Annotated in this window: 12 protein-coding genes and 2 tRNA genes; 6 read left to right on the top strand and 8 right to left on the bottom strand. The window is 52.1% G+C overall.

The features are described 5' to 3' along the window. Together R6U67_RS13120 and R6U67_RS13115 are read right to left on the bottom strand one after the other, a co-directional pair. A partial coding sequence (locus R6U67_RS13120) for a TRAFAC clade GTPase domain-containing protein (RefSeq protein ID WP_410252965.1) occupies window positions 1–606 on the bottom strand: 606 nt, incomplete at its 3' end. A gap of 42 nt (window positions 607–648) precedes the next feature. After that, a complete protein-coding gene (locus R6U67_RS13115; RefSeq protein WP_410252964.1) occupies window positions 649–2,820 on the bottom strand; it encodes a dynamin family protein in 2,172 nt (723 codons plus the stop codon). 230 nt (window positions 2,821–3,050) lie between these two features. On the opposite strand from R6U67_RS13115, the gene R6U67_RS13110 reads away from it, so the two are divergent. After that, window positions 3,051–3,923, top strand: a complete 873-nt coding sequence (locus R6U67_RS13110; RefSeq protein ID WP_410252963.1) for an aldose epimerase — start codon at window positions 3,051–3,053, stop codon at window positions 3,921–3,923. Between the two features lie 115 nt (window positions 3,924–4,038). After that, window positions 4,039–4,110: transfer RNA gene (locus R6U67_RS13105), tRNA-Lys, on the top strand. Between the two features lie 31 nt (window positions 4,111–4,141). On the opposite strand, the gene R6U67_RS13100 is transcribed toward R6U67_RS13105, so the two are convergent. The 3 genes from R6U67_RS13100 to R6U67_RS13090 all read right to left on the bottom strand — a co-directional run bounded on the left by R6U67_RS13100 (window position 4,142) and on the right by R6U67_RS13090 (window position 10,362). Further along, on the bottom strand, window positions 4,142–4,516 hold the full coding sequence (locus R6U67_RS13100) for a hypothetical protein (protein WP_410252962.1): 375 nt from the start codon (window positions 4,514–4,516) through the stop codon (window positions 4,142–4,144). Window positions 4,517–4,546: 30 nt separating this feature from the next. Next, complete coding sequence (locus tag R6U67_RS13095; RefSeq protein ID WP_410252961.1) at window positions 4,547–7,333, bottom strand: zinc-dependent metalloprotease; 2,787 nt, start codon at window positions 7,331–7,333, stop codon at window positions 4,547–4,549. Window positions 7,334–7,401: 68 nt separating this feature from the next. Next, a complete protein-coding gene (locus R6U67_RS13090) occupies window positions 7,402–10,362 on the bottom strand; it encodes a hypothetical protein (RefSeq protein WP_410252960.1) in 2,961 nt (986 codons plus the stop codon). A 268-nt stretch (window positions 10,363–10,630) separates the two neighbouring features. On the opposite strand from R6U67_RS13090, the gene R6U67_RS13085 reads away from it, so the two are divergent. The 4 genes from R6U67_RS13085 (at window position 10,631) to nth (ending at window position 16,023) form a co-directional block, all read left to right on the top strand. Next, window positions 10,631–10,873 carry a hypothetical protein gene (locus tag R6U67_RS13085; protein ID WP_410252959.1) on the top strand — a complete coding sequence of 81 codons (243 nt, stop codon included), beginning with the start codon at window positions 10,631–10,633 and terminating at the stop codon, window positions 10,871–10,873. Window positions 10,874–11,100: 227 nt separating this feature from the next. Next, window positions 11,101–14,112 (top strand): phosphoenolpyruvate carboxylase, encoded by a 3,012-nt coding sequence (ppc, locus tag R6U67_RS13080; protein ID WP_410252958.1) that lies wholly within the window; start codon window positions 11,101–11,103, stop codon window positions 14,110–14,112. Between the two features lie 157 nt (window positions 14,113–14,269). Continuing rightward, the gene (gene rseP / locus R6U67_RS13075) at window positions 14,270–15,361 is read left to right on the top strand and encodes an RIP metalloprotease RseP (RefSeq protein ID WP_410252957.1); all 1,092 of its coding nucleotides are present in this window, start codon (window positions 14,270–14,272) and stop codon (window positions 15,359–15,361) included. Between the two features lie 11 nt (window positions 15,362–15,372). Beyond that, the gene (gene nth / locus R6U67_RS13070) at window positions 15,373–16,023 is read left to right on the top strand and encodes an endonuclease III (protein WP_410252956.1); all 651 of its coding nucleotides are present in this window, start codon (window positions 15,373–15,375) and stop codon (window positions 16,021–16,023) included. On the opposite strand, the gene R6U67_RS13065 is transcribed toward nth, so the two are convergent. The 3 genes from R6U67_RS13065 to R6U67_RS13055 all read right to left on the bottom strand — a co-directional run bounded on the left by R6U67_RS13065 (window position 16,020) and on the right by R6U67_RS13055 (window position 19,504). After that, the gene (locus tag R6U67_RS13065; protein ID WP_410252955.1) at window positions 16,020–17,546 is read right to left on the bottom strand and encodes a YifB family Mg chelatase-like AAA ATPase; all 1,527 of its coding nucleotides are present in this window, start codon (window positions 17,544–17,546) and stop codon (window positions 16,020–16,022) included. The genes nth and R6U67_RS13065 overlap by 4 nt on opposite strands. A gap of 537 nt (window positions 17,547–18,083) precedes the next feature. Next, window positions 18,084–19,292: an RNA-guided endonuclease InsQ/TnpB family protein gene (locus tag R6U67_RS13060; protein WP_410252954.1), complete on the bottom strand. Its 1,209-nt coding sequence runs from the start codon at window positions 19,290–19,292 to the stop codon at window positions 18,084–18,086. Between the two features lie 140 nt (window positions 19,293–19,432). Further along, window positions 19,433–19,504: transfer RNA gene (locus tag R6U67_RS13055), tRNA-Cys, on the bottom strand. Window positions 19,505–19,584 lie beyond the last annotated feature (80 nt).

Raw genomic sequence — 19,584 nt, 5'->3', positions numbered from 1 at the left:
AAAGAGCTGCTTAGGGTTATCCTGCATATACTTCTCACACTTGACCGGAACCAGAATGACCAGACGCGGGGAGTCTAAATTTCTATAGACTTTCTTAAGCAAGTCATTGATTTTATTCGGCTGATTAAACTTCTCATGATACCCTCCATTGTTCTCCATCAAAATTGCAGCATCAATGGGGATCAGAATTGCAGCTGATTCTCCAATCAACGTCCTAACCTTCTCGATTTGATTGGTTTTCTCAAGCCATCCACCTGGATAGTCTTGAAACTGAATCTCAAGTTCAGGATTTACACCCGTCTCGCCAAACTCAAAGCGATAACACATGGGTTCATCGCCAGCAGTTCCCCGAATCCCTTCTCCCGGGTTAATGCTTGTTCCCACCATATTTTTAAGCTCTTGAAGACGCTTATCTAAAATGGGGGCTGTGTCTTCATCAGCCCGAAGTTGTAAGTCCTGACTAATTTCGTCAAATTGGTCATACATTGCGGCCAACAGACTGGTTTTTCCAACCCCTGAAGGTCCCAACATGGTAACCTTCAAAACAGGAAGTTGTTCCGTCGTATCGAAATCGTTAGTAAAAAGTTTTTTCAGAAAAGATACCATGTCAGTCTCCTCAAACAAAAAATCGAGATTTTTTCGGGATGATCACAAATTTTTAAATGCTTTGTCTAATTCTTCCACTTCAGTCCTTATAGAATTGAGCTGCCTAACCCAAGCCTGGACAGCTTGAGATTGCTCTTGCAGCTTACCAAAATCTGACCAGATTGTATGCCGTTTTTTCCGTAAGAATTTTTTCCAATCCGTTTTTGCCGTTTTGGCTCGTAAAATTCGGTCAGAGAACTCTTCCACAATCGCAAAAGAGGCTTGACTTGGCTCCACAAAAAAACCTTTTAAGGAATTTTCGCAATTATACACCGCCTCCCAATATAAAGTCTCCAAATTTTCTAAAATGTCTTCGGCTCCAGCCCCTTCTTTTAACGGATAGGCTTTATCCGGGGTGAGTCCATCGAGTTGCTGACGAATTCGATGCTGAATCAAGCCTCGATACGAGAGGGTAAATTCCGCGAGAATTTGAAAGCCCGTTTTGAGTTCAACATAGTCTTCTGGCATCTCCTGGGCTATGTCCGTAATGAACGCAGAGCCGCGTGCATCGGTTAACCCCCCGAGTTCGCACTGATGAATTAGAACGTTAGCGACATTCGCCTTAGCGGCTTCAATCGTCTTTTTTAGACCCTCATCCATTTCCAAGAACTTTAAGGATAGGCTGGTTCTTAAATCTTGAAGGTATGCCGTATAAGTATCGGCATAAGCTCCTTTTTTGTTTCGGAGTCTTTCAATTTCCTTCAAACTTGGGAAATTGACATTTTCACGACAGTTTGCGAGGACTTGCTCGATTTGAGATTTCAGATTCTCATCGGGAGTATCACGATTTTTGATTAACTCTTTATTGAGTTCTTCCAGTTCATTGGTAATGGTTTCCCAAAATTCATCAAATTTCTCGTCATACTTCTCAGAAATCTCATCACTGTCAATTTCCGGGAGAATCGATTGAGCTGCCTCCAAATCACTTTGAAGAGTCTGGAGACTGCTTTCTAAACTTGTAATCTTCTCCTGGGCGTACGCTTGATCGAGTTCCGTCACATTGGTTCGTAAGTGATTGAGAACCGTCCCAAGAACCTGAGTATTAGCTTCTTCTGGCGAGGAACAATCGGCAATTACCGACTCTAATACCGGCAGGATGACCACCTTACTATCTAAATCTTGCTTCAGAGAACGACAACTGTCTTGATTCTGACCATTGCTATCCGCATTCAAGACAAAAATAGAACGGCGGGATAGATTGTTTAGGGCTTGGCTGGCCAGATTATAAAGTTGTGTATCTCGTTGCTCGAAATTAGCCCGGTCTTTGGAAGGTTTATAAATGAAGAGGATAAAATCAACTTCTTGACCTAACGCCTCAATCACCAGACTTTCATCCCCTAAACGAAAGTCCCCTAAACCGGGGACATCAATGAGGGCGATCGCACCAATTTCTTGAACCGGAAACGAACAGGAAATCTCAACAGATTTCACCGCCAAACATTGATAGTTGACAAGCTGATTATCCTCATAAGTCTGAGCCACATAGCTCGAAATTTGCGATTCATCCTGCAACCGTAACCCGTCACGTCCTAAATACTCGCGATATTGGTCAGTATGGCGACGGTAATCATTCTTCAAGCGATTATAAATGTTCGCTTGGGTGTGATCCTCCTCCTGCGAGGGTAAATCTGGGAGGGGAGTCGATGCAAACGCCTCAAATGAACTCGGTTTTGGCTCTAACCCCAGCTTGTCATAATAGGGAAGAATGACCTCATTTAAGAACGAGTCACCGCTATGAAACTCAATTCTGGCTTCGGTGATTTGTCCGTCTTGGTGAGAAATCTTACTCCGTGCAGCGGTGCAGGCTTTACCCGGAAAAGCTGGGATGACCTGGTTCGTCAGTCCTGTTAAACTCTGTAATAGGGTACTTTTGCCCTGGCCCATCGAGCCAATTACGCCGATATTCAGGGTATTACGGGAAAATCTCCCCTTAAGTCGATGTAGAGTCGTTAATTCGTCCCTAACTCGCTGCTCAAATTCGGTTAACTTTAAATTCTGTAATTTGGACGTTGTCTCTGAGTCTCCAGACCACTGTTTAAGTTGTCGCTGACGTTCCTGTTCTAAGTCGCCCAGCCATTGACATAAGGTTTTGAGGCGCGTCTCAATCTCTCCTAACTTATGCGCTAGAGGCTGCCGTTGCGCGATAATGTCGCTGATGTCCTGTGCCTTCGTCATATTGCAACGTATCTACAGAGTTTTGCCATCCGTCTCAGGCATTATAACGGATAAATCTAATTAAGGAGGTTTGCCGATCGCCACCCCAACCCAACCCACTCCCCAAACTCATCACGCCCCCAAGCTCCTGTTCCCCAATTGCCGCGACTGTCGTAGGATAGAGCCAGGATTCACTAAGATGATTATATTCCTGCCCGTCAGGAACGTTGAGAGGGGCCACATAACTACCCATGTACGCGATCGACAGCACCACGAAACTCTATCCCACCTATATCCTGTCCGACGAGTCGGCCCAGGCCCAACTCGAAATCGTCCCTGAACGCGGCGGACTCGTCACCCACTGGCGAGTTGGCGATCGCGAAATCCTCTATTTCGACGCCGAACGCTTCGCCAACCCCGAACAGAGTGTACGCGGCGGGATTCCCATCCTCTTCCCCATCTGCGGAAACCTCCCCGACAACACCTATACCTACAACGGGAAAACTTATACCCTCAAACAACATGGCTTCGCGCGGGACCTCCCCTGGACCGTCGGCGAGTCCAAAACCGATCGCCACGCCAGCCTCACCCTCGAACTCGCCAGTAGCCCCCAAACCCGCGCCGTCTATCCCTTTGACTTCCATCTCGCCTTTACCTATCGCCTCCAGGGAAATAGCCTCGAAATCATCCAACGCTACACCAACCCCAGCGATGATCAGATTCTCCCCTTCTCCTGTGGCCTCCATCCCTACTTCAACGTCCCCGACAAATCCCAACTACGCTTTAACCTCCCCTCCAAACAATACTGGGATCAACTCGACGGAACCCTCCATGACTTCGACAACCAGTTCAACTTTGACCGAGAAGAAATCGACGTCGCCTTTACCCAACTCAACAGCCATACCGCCAGCGTCTATGATCGCAAACGGGGTCTAACCCTCAACATTGAATATAGTACCCCCTTCTCAACCCTCGTTTTTTGGGCCGTCCAAGGCAAAGACTACTACTGTCTCGAACCCTGGAGTGCGCCACGAAACGCCCTCAACACCGGCGATCGCCTCATCCATGTCCATCCCCGGTCTAGCCTAGAAGTCCTCGTCCGCCTCGACGTGCATCTCGACTAACCCGGACCCCTGAACCGCCATCGGCCCCGATCCAGAAAAAAAATCCTCAAACCCCTTGCACTTTTAAATGGCTGTGCTATAGTAGTTAAGGCGCAAAACAAAAGGCGCTTCCATTGGGTCGCTAACTCAACGGCAGAGTATTCGGCTTTTAACCGACTAGTTCTGGGTTCGAATCCCAGGCGACCCATTTTTTAAACTCCCCCTGCTCCAACGCCCAACTAGGGCAACGAGGGTATGGGGATAAACACGTCTGTGGGGTCCGTGAGACCTCGATCCACTGGACTGAGTTGCTGCATCTCATCCGCATCCACCGTCGCAGCACCCGCACCCCCCCCAGCCAACGGGTCCGCCACACCACTAAGAGCATCATTAAGGAAGCTATCGGAGAACCCCCGCGCCTCAATTCCTCGGCTTTCCTCCTCCGAAAAAGAGGTTGAGGGGCGATCGCGGCGAGCACATTGTCCCGGCCCCTCCTCCGCCGTCGAGCAACTGCGACGGGGACTTTGAGCCTGAACCGACATCCCAACGCCACTCACCAGCCCCCACAGCACCAGACTTGCGCCCCAAATCGTCATCCGCTTCATAACCATCATCTAACCTCCCAATACCGATCAACCTTATCTTTAATCATCCCCCATCGCCTCGCGAATACGCATCTGGCTATCTTGCAGATGAGCGCGAGTGTAGGTATCTAAATCATCTTGCCGTCGCAGGGCCGCCGTCAACGCTTCTTCCAACTCCACTAAATAATAGCGGGCTAAGGTGCGCGCGTCTTCCGTAGCGCCAGTGCGCCCCATCGCCATATTCAACGATAGCTGTAAATGTTGCCGTTGTAAGCCACGACGCAGACTCGATACATTCGTGGCAATTCGTCGCCCCTGCAACACTTCCGACCAAATCTCACGATAGACGCGATCGAGTAAATCCGGCACCTGCAACGCCTCCCCAGGGGGCGTTTTCAGCTCCAAATCCCGCAAGCGACGCAACCGTTCCGGAGCCAGCAGCGATCGCAACACCATTCCTTGCAACCCTAAAATCTGATCATGAATCGGATAATCCACCCGGCTAAAACTCGGAGAACTGCCCCAATGGAACCACCGGGAAGGAACCAGGCGATTTAATAACGTCGGAGAAAAATCAAAGGCATCCTCAGCAAAAATATACTCACTAATTAACGCTAAACTGCGCTCTTGCTGCGCCAACGGTAGAGGCTCAAAGGGCAAAATATCGGCAGACTGATGACGATTAAACGATTGCCCGCCAATATGTTTGAGGAACACCCGACTCTGACGGAAATAGTAAAACAGAATGAAATTAAACTGACTGCGAAGCGTATCCGGCGGCTCTCCCTGACGGGGAAAACGCTGCTCCAGGCGGTCTAGCATCTGTCGCCCCACTTTCAACTGCGACTCCGCATGAACGAGCATATCATCCCCGAGATCAAACCAATTGATGGCCGGGTCGATTTCTGACCACAGATCCTCATCCGTACCATAACGGAGTTCCGGTTCAATCGAACGCTGGGCGATCGCCTCTAACCGCCGCTGTTCTTCCTGAGGAGGGAGATGTTGAAAACTCTCATAACCATAAGTAATGGCCCATTCATCATAGGGGCCAACCCTTGTTGGGAAAAACTCCCCTTGCGGCTCTCCAGGAGCGGCGATATTGGCGGGTAAATAATCCATCACCGACCCCGTTAATCCCTGACGACGGGTTAAGCTCACGTCATGGAGTTCGTCGGTCCTACGGAGGGTACTCCCTTGGAAATTATGGCGTAACCCCAGGGTATGGCCCACCTCATGAGCCACCAGAAAGCGCAGATAATCCTGAATATAGGCCTCCATCATCGCATCCCCTGGGGGCAAATCCCGCAACAAGGATAGGGCTAACGCACCTTCCTGAAAGGCTTGCGTACAAGCCGCACAATTACAACTTAAGCGTGGCCCGGAATTAAAGGGGAAGTTCGATCGCGATCGCAACTCCTGCACCAGCCGCATCCCCTCATTCTCCCCCTCGATCTCCGCCGTCGCACAACTCTCCTCAACACAGCCGCCGGGTAAATCCACCAACAGCCGTTCCATCTCCATCCCCGAGGAAGCAGAACCCAGTAAACTCTCCCCTTCCCGCATCAAAATACGCACAACATTAGCATTAATTAAAATATCGGCATCGAGAATCTCTCCCGTTAAGGGATTCACCCGCGAGGGACCAATTCCCGCAAACCCCGAGTTAAACGACTGCGACCAACGGATGGTATTGTAGCGAACATCCGCTGGGTCCCAATCCGCATCCTCGGGCATTTGTCGCACTTCGATCGCATTGAGATATCCCGCTTGTTCAAAGGCTTGGTTCCACATTAAAACCCCTTCGCGAATGGTTTGGCGATAGGCGTGAGGAACGGTATTTTCGATCCAAAAAACAATCGGTTCAACGGGGGGAGATAAGGCCGCGTTGGGGTCTTGTTTTTCTAAGTTCCAGCGTTGAATATAACGTACAAAGGGGTCTCGTTGACTAAACTCCGATAAATTCTGATAGGCGGTGATGAAATAGCCAATGCGGTTATCCGCCCGTCGTGGCCGGTAGTTGGAGGTTTCCGGGAGTCGCGAGAAGCTGTAGCGAACCCCTAAGGATAAGGCCCGAGAATCCGGGAGTGTTGTGCCGAGGAAAAAGGAGTTTCCAGCAGAAAAGCCAAATTGGGCTTCGATTTCCGTATTTTCGGGGAAATTTTTGAGGTCTGAAACATAGGAGCGATCGCCTTGCAATGTAAATGACAAACTCGTCATTAACGAGTCCAAGCCTTGCAAGTCTTCGGTTAACAACAACTCTCCGAAATCAACTAAATAACTCCCCCGTTCAGGGTGCGTGGCTTTAATTTCTAATGACGCTAAAACTGAATCACTAAATGAGCGGTCTAAACTCAATTCTTGAGGGTCATTGGCTTCCGTTCTAAAGTAAGTATTCGGAACTGTTAGTAAAATCCTATCATTTTGTTTTTGAAATAAAATCGGAATATCTCGTAGCGGTAATCCTTCCAGGAAAACAACACCGGTTCCCTGAGATAAGGTCATAATTAACAAATGGAGGCGATCGAGATCGTCAGGACGAAGTTCCAAGAACAGATCGCCATTTTCGGAGTTGTGATAGAGGGGAAACAGTCCCTCAACCCGAGTGGTATCGGCCACAAGATCGGCGAACGAGGGTTCGTCACTCTCCTCTTCACTCCCGTTATCCGCCGTTTCCTCGGTTTTTTTCTCGGTGTCTTGTTTGATAAGGGTTAGAGGCGTTTTTGTCGGTTTAGAGCGTTCAGAACTCGCCGTAGCTAGGGCGATAGGCGCGATCGCCATCAGCCAAAGGAACGAAACACCAGCGAACTCAGAGAAGCGGAACAGCAACGTCAGGAACTTAGACATGAGGGCGATGCTTTAAAACAGAAACAGAGTTAACTTAAACGGCTGAATTAGACGGGGTGACAACCTGATCACGGATTCGACTCAGGCGTCCAATCAATCGTGGGACTTTTCGCCAGTCGTTGCGACACGGCCACCGCACCATAGCGATTGAGGTGACTCGGGTCAGAAAAGTAGTCATACTCCTGACTCCACAACTGACCAAAATTGCGGAAAACAAAGCCATAATCTTGAGATTTCTGCACCAAAAACTGGACAAAGATATCTTCATACTCAAGCCGGACCGGATCTAAATACTCATCCGTCAACGGTAAATTGACCACAATCAAATTCAGATCCTGGAAGCGGCTAAACTCCAAAACCGATCGCAGGGCGATCGCCTGTAACCCTTGCAACTGAAAATTCGCATAGTCTCCATCATAGGTCCCGGTGACCCGAGCATGATTCTGATAATACTGCTGCGGATCAAAGCGATTGGGAATCGCCAAAAAGCCATTGTCATGGAGTAGCGGTTCATCAGCCGGGAGTTGAGCCGTCTCCTCCGTTGGCGCGATCTCGGGCGTTGGGCGATCGCTCAGGGTCTGGGCCAGCCAATCCTTGAGCGCATCCCGTTGAGGATAGGCCGCCGAATAGTGAGCCACGAGATCTTGCAACTGCTCATCGAGAGCCTGATAGCGATCGCTGACTCGTTCAAACAGCGATCGCTCCGGGATCACCGGTTCCGCCTCCAAAGACGACTCAATGGGCCGGAATCCCCGTTGAATCTGTTGATAGCCCGGCGATCGCACGAGCGCCTCATACGTCGCATCCTCACGACCACTATTAAACGCCCGCGCCCCATCAGCCCAGATAATCGTCTGAGGGAGGCGATCCGGGGGGATAATCTCCTGTAACAGCAGATTCACCACCTGAGCCGTCGCCCCATTAATCCCCAAATTAAACACCCGCAGAGCCGGATATCCCTCCTGCTTCAACTGTTCTCGTAACACCGTCGGATGAATCCCGCGCAACGCCCGAGAACTTCCCACCACCAGCACATCGGGAACCCCATGCTGGTCCACATAGTCCCGATAGAGCGCCAACTGGCGATCCATCTGCTCACTATTGAACGTGGGAAACTCCACCTCCGGCTCTCGAAGTAAACGAATCTCCCCCATCTGGGCCGCCACCACCTGAGGTCGGCTCGGCGTTGCGGTAAAGCCAGCGCGATCGAACGCATCCTCATCTAACCCTTCAGCCTGAGACAACTCAGGAAGCTGGATATCATACTCAAACTCCGTCTCCTCATCAAGCGGTTCCACCGCCAACGTCGGCGGGGGAGCCAGAGCCTGCTGACGGCGTTCTAGCGCCTCACTGGCCAGCCAATCGGCCTGAATCGTCAGCACAGATCCCAACAATCCCCAAATCAGTACTATCGGTACCGTGACCTGAGGTCGCTGCGGCTGCTCCGTCGTCGCCGATTCCGGTAGAGACTCCCGTGGTCGGAAGAGACTGCTGCGACAGAGCCAGTCTGAGAGGGTCTGGCCCGAGGTTTTCTCAGTTGTCGATGAGTCTTGGAGATCTTCGGGGGCCTCGGGTTCCACCGCCGTCGTCAGATCCAGGGGAACCCCATCGAGGGGTTGAAACTCCGGGACATCGGGTTGGCGATCGCGAGGGGTCTGGCTCGGCTGATCCGCCGTCGTCGCAAAATCGACCCCATAATTCCAGCGCGGCTTCCGTTGGCCACTGCGGCGGCCATAAACCCGTACCCCCGCCAAATGGGTTAACTCCAACTGTCCCAAAAACTTAACAATAGCCGGTGCAATCTCCGACTGTACCGGACAGGTGAGTCCCTCGCTCATAATATGCAAGAGCGCCCCCTTGCGATGAATTTGAATGCGAATCCCGCCCGTGGCTAATTTTTCCGTTAACGAGGGGTTGAGTAGCCGCTCCAAAATAAACGTCAACGCCGAGAGACTCCCACCCCGAGCCAGTTCCAGAGCCGAGGGAACCAAATCCGGTCGTTGGCGAGCCGGTAGATCCTCCCAAGCCACCCAAACCGGCGTTTTCGGTTGAGGGAAACTGGCTTCATAGGGAATATCGACCGCATAGACCGTCGCCCCGAGAATCCCGCGCGGGGCCAAAGACTGAAGCACCGCCGAGAGTTTGTCCATCACCGCCTCACGGCTTGGGAACGTCTCCAGGCTCAGTTGTCCATAGTGGAGAGGACTACAGACCAGATGTAGCGTCGAATCCTTGAGAACCGCCGACAGTTGTAGATCAAACGGAGCGATGGCCCGATTCAGCCGTAAAGCGATCGCCGCCACATCTCCCCAGCGAGCCCAGGCCTCAATCGTGCGATCGCTCGGCGTGAGATCCACCCGTAACACCCATTCAGGCCGCGACTCCCCACTAACCTGTCCCAAGAGAACCGCATCCCGAAACCCGCGTAAATTGAGATCTCGTAAACAGCGGGCGATCGGTTGCGCCAACAGAGCCGCATCCGGCGCATAGGCCGACTCACAGGAAATCCAGAGACGACGGCCACCCCGGTGACGCTCAATCCGTTTCACCGACACCCAAACATCCGTCGAGATCTCCTGCAACGCCCGCTCAACGGTTTCAATTAACGTTTTCTTACTGGCTTTGCGGCGTACCTGAGAACCATCGGGCGGGGGGTCAGCCTCCCTCGTCTCCGCCTCCTGGGGTGACGAGGGAGGCGGCGCGGCCACCGTAAACCGAACCGTCCAATCCGGCTGCTCAAACGGCGGCGTCTCACTCGGGGGAGCCGATAGCGATCGCCCATACAGACACACCCGATCAATCGGTGGCGCATTAGCCGGGAGAGGACGATCCTGATGAATCGCCTGAGACAGCCGGGCCATCACCCGAGGCGCATCGGGACAGTTCTCCCCCCAACACCAGAGGTGCAAATCGCGATCGCGGACCGACACAGCAATCGAGACCCCCGGCAGATTCAGCGCCTGGTCGGCCCAGGGGGTTAAGTCAACGGTCGTCCCCGCTTGCGGAGCATTGTCTGTATTCAGTACCACCAATCACGTCCTGACTTGACTGCTGTGCAATTCATGTGCGACTCATCAACGAGGCAATCGCCGTTAGATCCCTGGCCGCGAATTAGCAGGTTCGCGAGGATTAACCTATCCTAGACCCAAGCGAGTCTCGGCCAACAAACCCACCTCGGCCAGAGATTGAGTTTTGCCTCTATTTGCAGTAGGAAAGAATTAACGATCATCGACTGATCCCATTCTGGCATATCGTTCTGGCATATCGACCGATCTAATTTTCAAGAGGGCTAGTCTCATGGAATCCTATAATAACTCAGGTCATCACCCCGAGGTCAGCGCCTCCGGGGCAACCCTGGCCAACATCCTTGTCGGAGTGGCCACGGCTCCTGTCCTGGCCGGACTCTGGGGCGCTCAGGCGCTGCTTGAGTCCAGCATTGCGCTCGGACAAGCCAGCGAGGAGTTATTTCGGGGCGATCGCCTCCCCGTTCTCAACGTCCCCAGCGACGAGTCCAACCCAACCCACGCCGAATCGGGTTAATGTCTGTCACGCAGACTACAACATAAAACGAGGATTTGTTGACAGAATAAACTGTTTTCTGACGACAAGATCCCCAGTCTGCCCGTTCTGCTCAGTTCACAAGTCTCTAAGGCGTTCGGTTATCATATCTTCGCCGGTTCGACCCGCTTGGGCGTACAGTGACAGCAGCGGGCAAACACCAGGAAACCTGCCCCAACATTGGCAAGCCGCCTAATCCGAGTATCATAATGAGTCCAACCCTTGAGAGAACCGATCGCCCATTCAACGTCTCCTCCACTTCAGACGTTCGACTGCGTCACCGTCTCAAAGTCGTTGAGGACTTGTGGGAGTCCGTACTGCGTCAGGAGTGCGGTCAACAAATGGTTGACCTCCTACATGAACTTAACCCCATGCAAGCCGAAGGCGGACAAGCGCCGAATCTCGAAGATTCTCCCGTCGTTCGCAAAATTGAACAACTTGACCTCAACGATGCGATCCGCGCCGCCCGAGGCTTCGCTCTATACTTCCAACTGATCAACATCGTTGAACAACACTATGAACAGCGCGATCAGCAAAAAGCCAACGTCAGCAACAATTTAACCTTTACCGAGGAGTCCATCTCGCGAGTTGAGTCCCCCGAAGAGGGCTTCCCTGACGCGAATCTCCCGTCGGCGGAGACCAGTCAAACCCCAGAACGGGGAACCTTTGGCTCCCTGTTTCCTCAATTGCGACAACTCAATGTTCCCCCGAACCTGATTCAGAAATTACTCGATCAACTCGATATCCGCCTCGTCTTCACCGCTCACCCGACCGAAATTGTACGGCGCACCATTCGCGGCAAACAACGTCGTATCGCCCGCGTCTTACGCCAACTCGACCGGGTTGAAGATGGCCTGCATTCGATGGGACGGGCCTCCTCCCTCGAAGCCGAAGCCCTCCAGGAGCAACTCATGGAGGAAATTCGCCTCTGGTGGCGGACCGATGAATTACACCAATTCAAACCGACAGTCCTCGATGAGGTCGAATATACCCTGCACTACTTCACCGAAGTGCTGTTTGACACCCTGCCCCAACTCTATCAGCGGCTCAAACGGACCCTCAAAGTCTCCTTCCCCTATATCGAACCGCCAAGCTACAACTTCTGTAAATTTGGCTCCTGGGTCGGGTCCGATCGCGATGGAAACCCGTCCGTAACCCCTCGTGTAACTTGGCAAACCGCCTGTTATCAACGGAATCTAGTCCTAGAGAAGTATATCGATGCCATTGATAGCCTCAGTGAGTCTCTGAGTCTATCTCTCCATTGGAGCGATGTGCTACCGGAACTGCTCGAATCCGTCGAACAGGATCGGCTGCAAATGAGCGAAGTGTACGATCGCCTCGCCATCCGCTACCGCCAAGAACCCTATCGCCTGAAACTGGCCTATGTGCAGAAACGGCTCGAAAACACCCGCGATCGCAACCTCAGCCTCTACCACGCCGAAGACTGGCGACAGCAAATCCGCGAAGTCAACAGCATCCCCGTCTATCGCTCCGGCTCCGAGTTTCTAGCAGAACTGCAACTGATTCAACGCAACCTCTTTGAAACCGGCTTGCAATGCAGCGAACTCGATACCCTCATCTGTCAGGTCGAAATCTATGGCTTTAACTTGGCCCATTTAGACATCCGCCAAGAATCCTCACGCCATGAAGAGACCCTCAATGAGTTGACGGAGTATCTACAAATTCTCCCCAAACCCTATTGCGAACTGACAGAAGCCGAACGGGTAGAGTGGCTGACCAAAGAACTGCAAACGCGCCGGCCCTTGGTTCCGACGGAATTACCCTTTTCGCCGATTACCAAGGAAACCATCGAAACCTTCCGCATTGTCCGGCTGCTACAACAGGAATTTGGCACCGAACTCTGTCAAACCTACATCATCAGCATGAGTCGCCAAGCCAGCGACCTCCTAGAAGTGCTGTTACTCGCCAAAGAAGCCGGCCTCTATGACCCCGCCACCGGCACCGGAACCCTACAAGTGGTTCCCCTGTTTGAAACCGTCGAAGACTTGAAACGAGCTCCTTCAGTCATGAAGGATTTGTTTGAATTACCCCTCTACCAAATCCTCCTCACCGGCGGCTACGGACGAGAAGACTCCTCGTCGACGCCCCTCAGTCCCTCCCTGCAAGAGGTGATGCTCGGCTATTCCGACAGTAACAAGGACTCGGGCTTCCTCAGCAGTAACTGGGAAATCCATAAAGCGCAAAAGTCCCTGCAAGCCGTCAGCGAGCCTTACGGGGTGAAACTGCGCATCTTCCACGGACGCGGCGGTTCCGTCGGCCGGGGTGGGGGTCCCGCCTACGAAGCCATTTTGGCTCAGCCAGGACGCACCATCGATGGCCGCATTAAAATCACCGAGCAGGGAGAAGTGTTGGCCTCGAAATACTCCCTTCCTGAGTTGGCCCTCTATCACCTCGAAACCGTCACCTCGGCGGTGATTCAATCGAGTTTATTGGGGTCGGGCTTCGATGACATCCAACCCTGGAACGAGACCATGGAGGAGTTGGCCCACAAATCTCGGCAACATTATCGCTCTCTGGTCTATGAAGAACCCGATTTTATCGACTTCTTCATGCAAGTGACGCCGATTGAGGAGATTAGCCAACTGCAAATTTCCTCCCGTCCCTCCCGCCGTCGTCAAGGGAAGAAAGATATCGGCAGTTTACGGGCCATTCCTTGGGTGTTTAGCTGGACGCAAAGCCGCTTCTTACTCCCGGCCTGGTACGGCGTGGGAACCGCCCTCAATGAGTTCTTGCAGGAGAAACCCGAGGAACATCTGAAGCTGTTGCGCTATTTCTACATGAAATGGCCCTTCTTCAAAATGGCCATCTCCAAAGTGGAGATGACCCTGGCCAAAGTGGATTTACAAATCGCCGAACATTATGTGCGGGAGTTGAGCCATCCTGAAGATCGCGATCGCTTTGCGGTGATTCTCGATCGCATCGTCGATGAATATCATCAGTCACGGGACCTGGTTCTACAAATTACCGGCCATAAACATCTCCTTGATGGTGATCCTGGCTTACGACGCTCGGTGCAGTTACGCAACTCCACCATTATCCCCCTGGGATTGTTACAAGTGTCCTTACTCAAGCGCCTGCGTCAACATGGCAAAAGTGCCACCCCAGGGGTGATTCACTCGCGCTATAGCAAAGGTGAATTGCTGCGCGGGGCCTTGTTAACCCTCAATGGGATTGCGGCCGGAATGCGTAACACCGGGTGAATTCCCCTCCAGACCGGCCCGAGTCCCCATCCTAGCCCCTCGCGATCGCGGTGAGTTGGCGTTGAGTCGGCGTTGAGTTTTGCCGATCAGCCCGACTACACCGCAAAACCATTTAAGATGGGTAACTAGGCCTGTTTATTCTTTTGCTACTAACGTCATGTTTGTTCTGGCAGCGATCGCAGTTATCGCCATTCTCATCGCCGTTCACGAGCTAGGTCATTTCCTCGCGGCTCGCTGGCAAGGCATCCATGTCAACCGCTTTTCGATTGGCTTTGGTCCGATTTTGCTCAAATACCAAGGCCCGGAAACCGAATATGCTGTCCGCGCCTTCCCCCTCGGTGGGTTTGTCGGCTTCCCCGATGACGATCCCGACAGCACCATCCCCGAGGATGACCCCGATTTACTCCGCAATCGGCCCGTTCTCGATCGCGCGATCGTCATTAGCGCTGGCGTCATCGCCAACCTAATTTTCGCCTATCTGGTTCTCATCTTCCAAATCGGCTCCACGGGCATTCCCAGCGGCTTCAACGCCGAACCCGGTGTCGTCGTCCCTCAAGTGATGGCCGTCGATAGCCCCGCCGCGCGGGCCGGCTTAGAAGACCTCGATCTCATTGTCGCCATTGACGGCAACTCCCTAGGGGCGGGAGAATCGGCCATCTTCGATCTCAAAGAGACCATCGAAGATAACCCAGAAACCCCCATTTCCCTAACCGTTGAACGCAATGACGAACGCCTCTCCCTAACGGTCATCCCCGAACGGGGAAGCGACGGAAACGGGCGCATTGGCGTACAACTAGCGCCCAATGGGGAACGGGTGTATCGTCAAGTTCAAAACCCCTTGGAGGTGGTGGGGATTGCCGCCAAACAGTTCCAAGTCATTTTTGTCAATACCCTCAAAGGCTTTTATCAGCTCATCACCAACTTCGAGAGTACCGCCGGCCAGATTGCGGGTCCCGTCGGGATTGTGGCTCAAGGCGCTGATTTTGCGGCCCGCGATGCCATGAATCTCTTGTTTTTTGCGGCGGTGATTAGTGTCAACCTAGCGATTATCAATATCTTGCCCCTACCGGCCTTAGATGGCGGCCAATTGGCCTTTCTACTGGTTGAGGGGATGCGCGGGAAACCGGTTCCGGTGCATATCCAAGATGGGGTGATGCAATCGGGGTTGCTCTTGCTGCTGGGATTGGGAATTTTCCTGATTGTGCGCGATACCAGCCAACTGGAATGGGTGCAACAACTCAGCCGCTAAGCGAACTCTCTATGGTTGCCAAATCTGTGTCTGAGCAACAACGGGCCGGGGAAATTTTGAGGCGTTTGACAGCGTTATATCCTGATGCAACCTGTAGCCTCGACTATGAGAGTCCGCTGCAATTACTCGTGGCGACGATGCTTTCGGCTCAATGTACCGATGAACGAGTTAACAACGTCACCCCGGCCTTGTTTGCGCGTTACCCCGATGCGATCGCCTTGGCGGGAGCCAACCTGGAGACGTTGGAAGCCTTGATTAAATCCACCGGCTTTTATCGCAATAAGGCCAAAAACATTCGCGGCGCGAGCCAGATGATTCTGGAACGCTTTGACGGCCAAGTTCCTCAAACCATGGAGGCGTTAACTCAACTCCCTGGCGTGGCCCGGAAAACGGCCAATGTGGTTCTTGCTCATGGGTTTGGGATCAATGCTGGGGTGACGGTGGATACTCATGTGAAGCGCTTGAGTCAACGGCTGGGACTCACGGATGAGGAGAATCCCGTGAAGGTGGAGCGGGCCTTGATGCCCTTGTTACCCCAGTCAGACTGGGAAAATTGGTCAATTCGTCTCATTTATCATGGACGAGCGGTGTGTAAGGCCCGTAAGCCCAATTGTGGGGATTGTGTGTTAGTCGATCTCTGTCCGGTGGGGTTGGGGGGTTAGGTCATGCGATCGATGGTGCGATATTGGATGGCTTCGGCGATGTGAGGGGCCTCGATGCGATCGGCTTGGGCCAGATCGGCGATGGTGCGGGCCACTTTGAGGATGCGATCGGTTCCTCGGGCCGATAAGCCTAATTTACGAATCGCCGCCTCCAGTAATCCCTGACTGGCCTCATCGAGTTGACACCAGCGGCGCAAATGATGACGTTGCATCTCGGCGTTACAGCGAATTGGCTCAGCGGCGAAGCGCTCTGAGGCGTAGTCTCGGCCCATCTTGACCCGCGATCGCACCGAAGCGGAGTTTTCACCCAGGCCAGGCTGTAAAATTTCTTCGGATTTGAGACGATTGACGACCACTTGCAAATCAATACGGTCCATGAGTGGCCCCGAGAGTTTGGCCCAATATTGGTCTCGTTGTCGGGGTGAACAGGTGCATCCTTGAATCGGATCGCCATAATAGCCACAGGGACAGGGATTGGTACTGGCGACAAGGGTAAAGCGAGCCGGAAATTCCACCGATTGACGGGTGCGGGAAATGGTGACTTGGCCATCTTCGAGGGGTTGACGCAGAAATTCCAAGACATTCCGTTTAAACTCGGTCAATTCATCGAGGAATAAGACACCGCGATGGGCCAGGGAAATTTCGCCGGGTTTGGGATAACTACCACCGCCGACGAGAGAGGGACCACTGGCGGAATGGTGGGGACTGCGGAAGGGACGTTGACTGATGAGTTGGCCGCGATCGCGCAATAACCCAGCCACCGAATGAATTTGCGTCACCTCCAAGGCTTCAGGCAAACTCAGAGGTGGTAGAATCCCCGGTAAACGCCGCGCCAACATAGTTTTACCGCTCCCCGGCGGTCCGACAAAAATCAGATTATGTCCCCCAGCCGCCGCAATTTCCAGGGCGCGTCGTGCATGGGCCTGTCCTTTGACATCTTTGAGATCTAAGCCCACATCCTCACGACTGGCTAGGGCCTGTTGCAAATCGACCACCGTGCGCGGGAACTGGTCCGGTTGATCGAGAAATCGGGTCACCTCCGCCACCGAACGAAAGCCATAAACCGACAGGCCCGCAATCACCGCCGCCTCTTTCGCATTGGCCTCGGGAACCACTAGCCCCGTCATTCCCATCTCGGCCGCCGCCGCTGCAATGGGAAGCACTCCGGTGACGGGCCGTAAACTACCATCGAGGGAGACTTCTCCGAGAAACAGATAATCCCCCAGCAGTTGGGGATTGATTTGTTCTGACGCCGCCAGAATCCCCAGACTGATGGGTAAGTCAAAGCTTGGACCCTCTTTGCGTAGGTCAGCGGGGGTAAGGTTGACGACAATTCGCCGCATGGGAAAGCTGAAGCCGGAATTTCGCAGAGCGGCTTTGACTCGTTCCCGAGATTCTTGCACGGCGGTATCGGGTAATCCCACCACCACGGTTGCGGGAAGTCCGCCAGAGACATCAATTTCGACCCCGACGCGCACGGCGTTGATGCCATAGAGGGATGCACTCCAAACTCGCGCTAACACGATTGATGCTTTTGTTGATTGAATTTGACGGCTTAATTATTTCGGCTTTGGAGGCCAGAGGATATGATCTGCATCACATCGTCGGTCGTCTTCTGTCAAAACTCCGTATAATTACTGGTAAAGCTTTGGTGATTATACGGAAGAGCAAAACCGAGCGTTGAGTTGAAAAGATGATAATGTCTCTGGAAATCGCTCGTTTTTTATGATTTTGCAATCTAGGATGCCTTTGTTGTTTTTACGGTATTTATTTTCAAGGTTTAGCTTGGTTTATCTTGTGAAGTTACTGTACGTTAGGTCAAGATTGAGATGAGCATCAAGAGATACGTTGATATAGCAACCCATAAAGGCTCTAAAAAAAACTAAAACATCGATTCTTGAGGCGATTTAAAGAGGTTTATCTCACGTTAAGTTAATTTTTTGGTATAAATACTGAAGTATGACACCCCTTTCTCAGTAGTTTTGCTGAGCTAAACTGGTATAAATTGTTTTGACATCCTCCCACGCTAATTCAAAGAATATAGCGTGGGATTCCCACCATTACTGATGAGGTTTCCTCTTTCCACGACTCGACTTACCTTGAGGAGTTTCCCCACCAAGGCAGAGGTCGATGTCTCCAGAGGCGTTAATTCCCGTATGCCCTACGGTACGCAATCCTAATTCAAGGATGTTAATAGCTGCGTTATGGTCTCTATCAGCAACAAATCCACAATGGGGACAGCGGTGGGTTCTCATGGATAGAGACTTTTGAACATTCTCCCCACAGTTAGAGCAATTCTGGCTCGTGTACTGGGGAGCCACAGCAACCGTTGCCACCCCAAACACCTTGCCGAAATACTCCACCCACTGACGGAAGGTTGACCAGGCAGCATCTGAGATCGATTTAGCGAGATTATGGTTTTTTACCAGATTTCGCACCCTCAAGTCCTCATAGGCGACCAAGTCGTTAGACCGGACGACGCACAATGCCGTTTTGACGGCAAAGTCTTTACGCTGCCGACTTACCTTGAGGTGCTTTCTCCCTAATCGATTTTTAGCTTTCTGTCGATTTTTAGACCCTTTCTGAGTCTTAGCTAATCGACGTTGAAGGCGCTTAAGCGCTTTCTCAGACTTTCTTAGGTGTCTGGGATTTTCCACCGTCTGACCGTCTGAGTCAGTGTAGAAATGATTTAATCCGACATCTAAGCCAATAACTGTTCCAGTAGGTTCTCGTTCCTCCAACCTTTCTTGGTCGATACAGAACTGAACGTAGTATCCATCAGCGCGACGGACTACTCTCACCCGCTTAATCTGCTTTAACTGGTAGAAATGCAAGTCACGAGTCCCCCACATTTTGAAGCTGCCAGCCTTAAAACCATCGGTGAAGGTAATCGTCCTTCTATCCTCTGACAGCTTCCAACCTGAGGTTTTGTACTCAACTGAATCGCGAGTTTTATACTTCTTGAATTTAGGGAACCCCTTTTTACCGGGAATCTTTTTCTTGCAGTTCTCGTAGAAGCGAGCTATAGCTGACCAGGCTCGTTCTGCCGAGGCTTGACGAGCCATTGAGTTCAGCTTTTTTGCCCAAGGAAACTTTTTGGCAAGAACCGCACAATAGATGTTGAGTTGATATCGTCCAACTTGTTCTCCTTTATTATCCATCCAGTATCTCAGGCAACTGTTACGAACAAACCGAGCCGTACGAATCGCCTCGTCCAGCCGTTCGTATTGCTCTTTGGTTCCTTCTAGCTTGGCCTCAAATACCAGCATGACACCATTGAGTCACTTGACGGGATTGTACCACAGGTGTTGCCGCGATTCATCTCAACGTTGAATCAAAGATTACAACGTGAGCCTTCTCGCGGATTAAGGTAAAAGAGAATATAGCGATATTGAGGTTTCACGTTAAAAGGGGACACCCGGATTCGAACCGGGGAATGGAAGATTTGCAGTCTTCTGCCTTACCGCTTGGCCATGTCCCCATGTCTCTAGCTTTGCCATCCTAACATATCCTCGGTCAACAATGGGAGATTTTTTGAGAAATTGCTGCCAAATGCGATCG

The sequence above is a fragment of the Sodalinema sp. genome (genome assembly GCF_046483825.1).
In the GTDB taxonomy this organism is placed as follows: Bacteria; Cyanobacteriota; Cyanobacteriia; order Cyanobacteriales; family Geitlerinemataceae; genus Sodalinema.
This window is presented reverse-complemented; position numbering and strand designations above follow the sequence as displayed.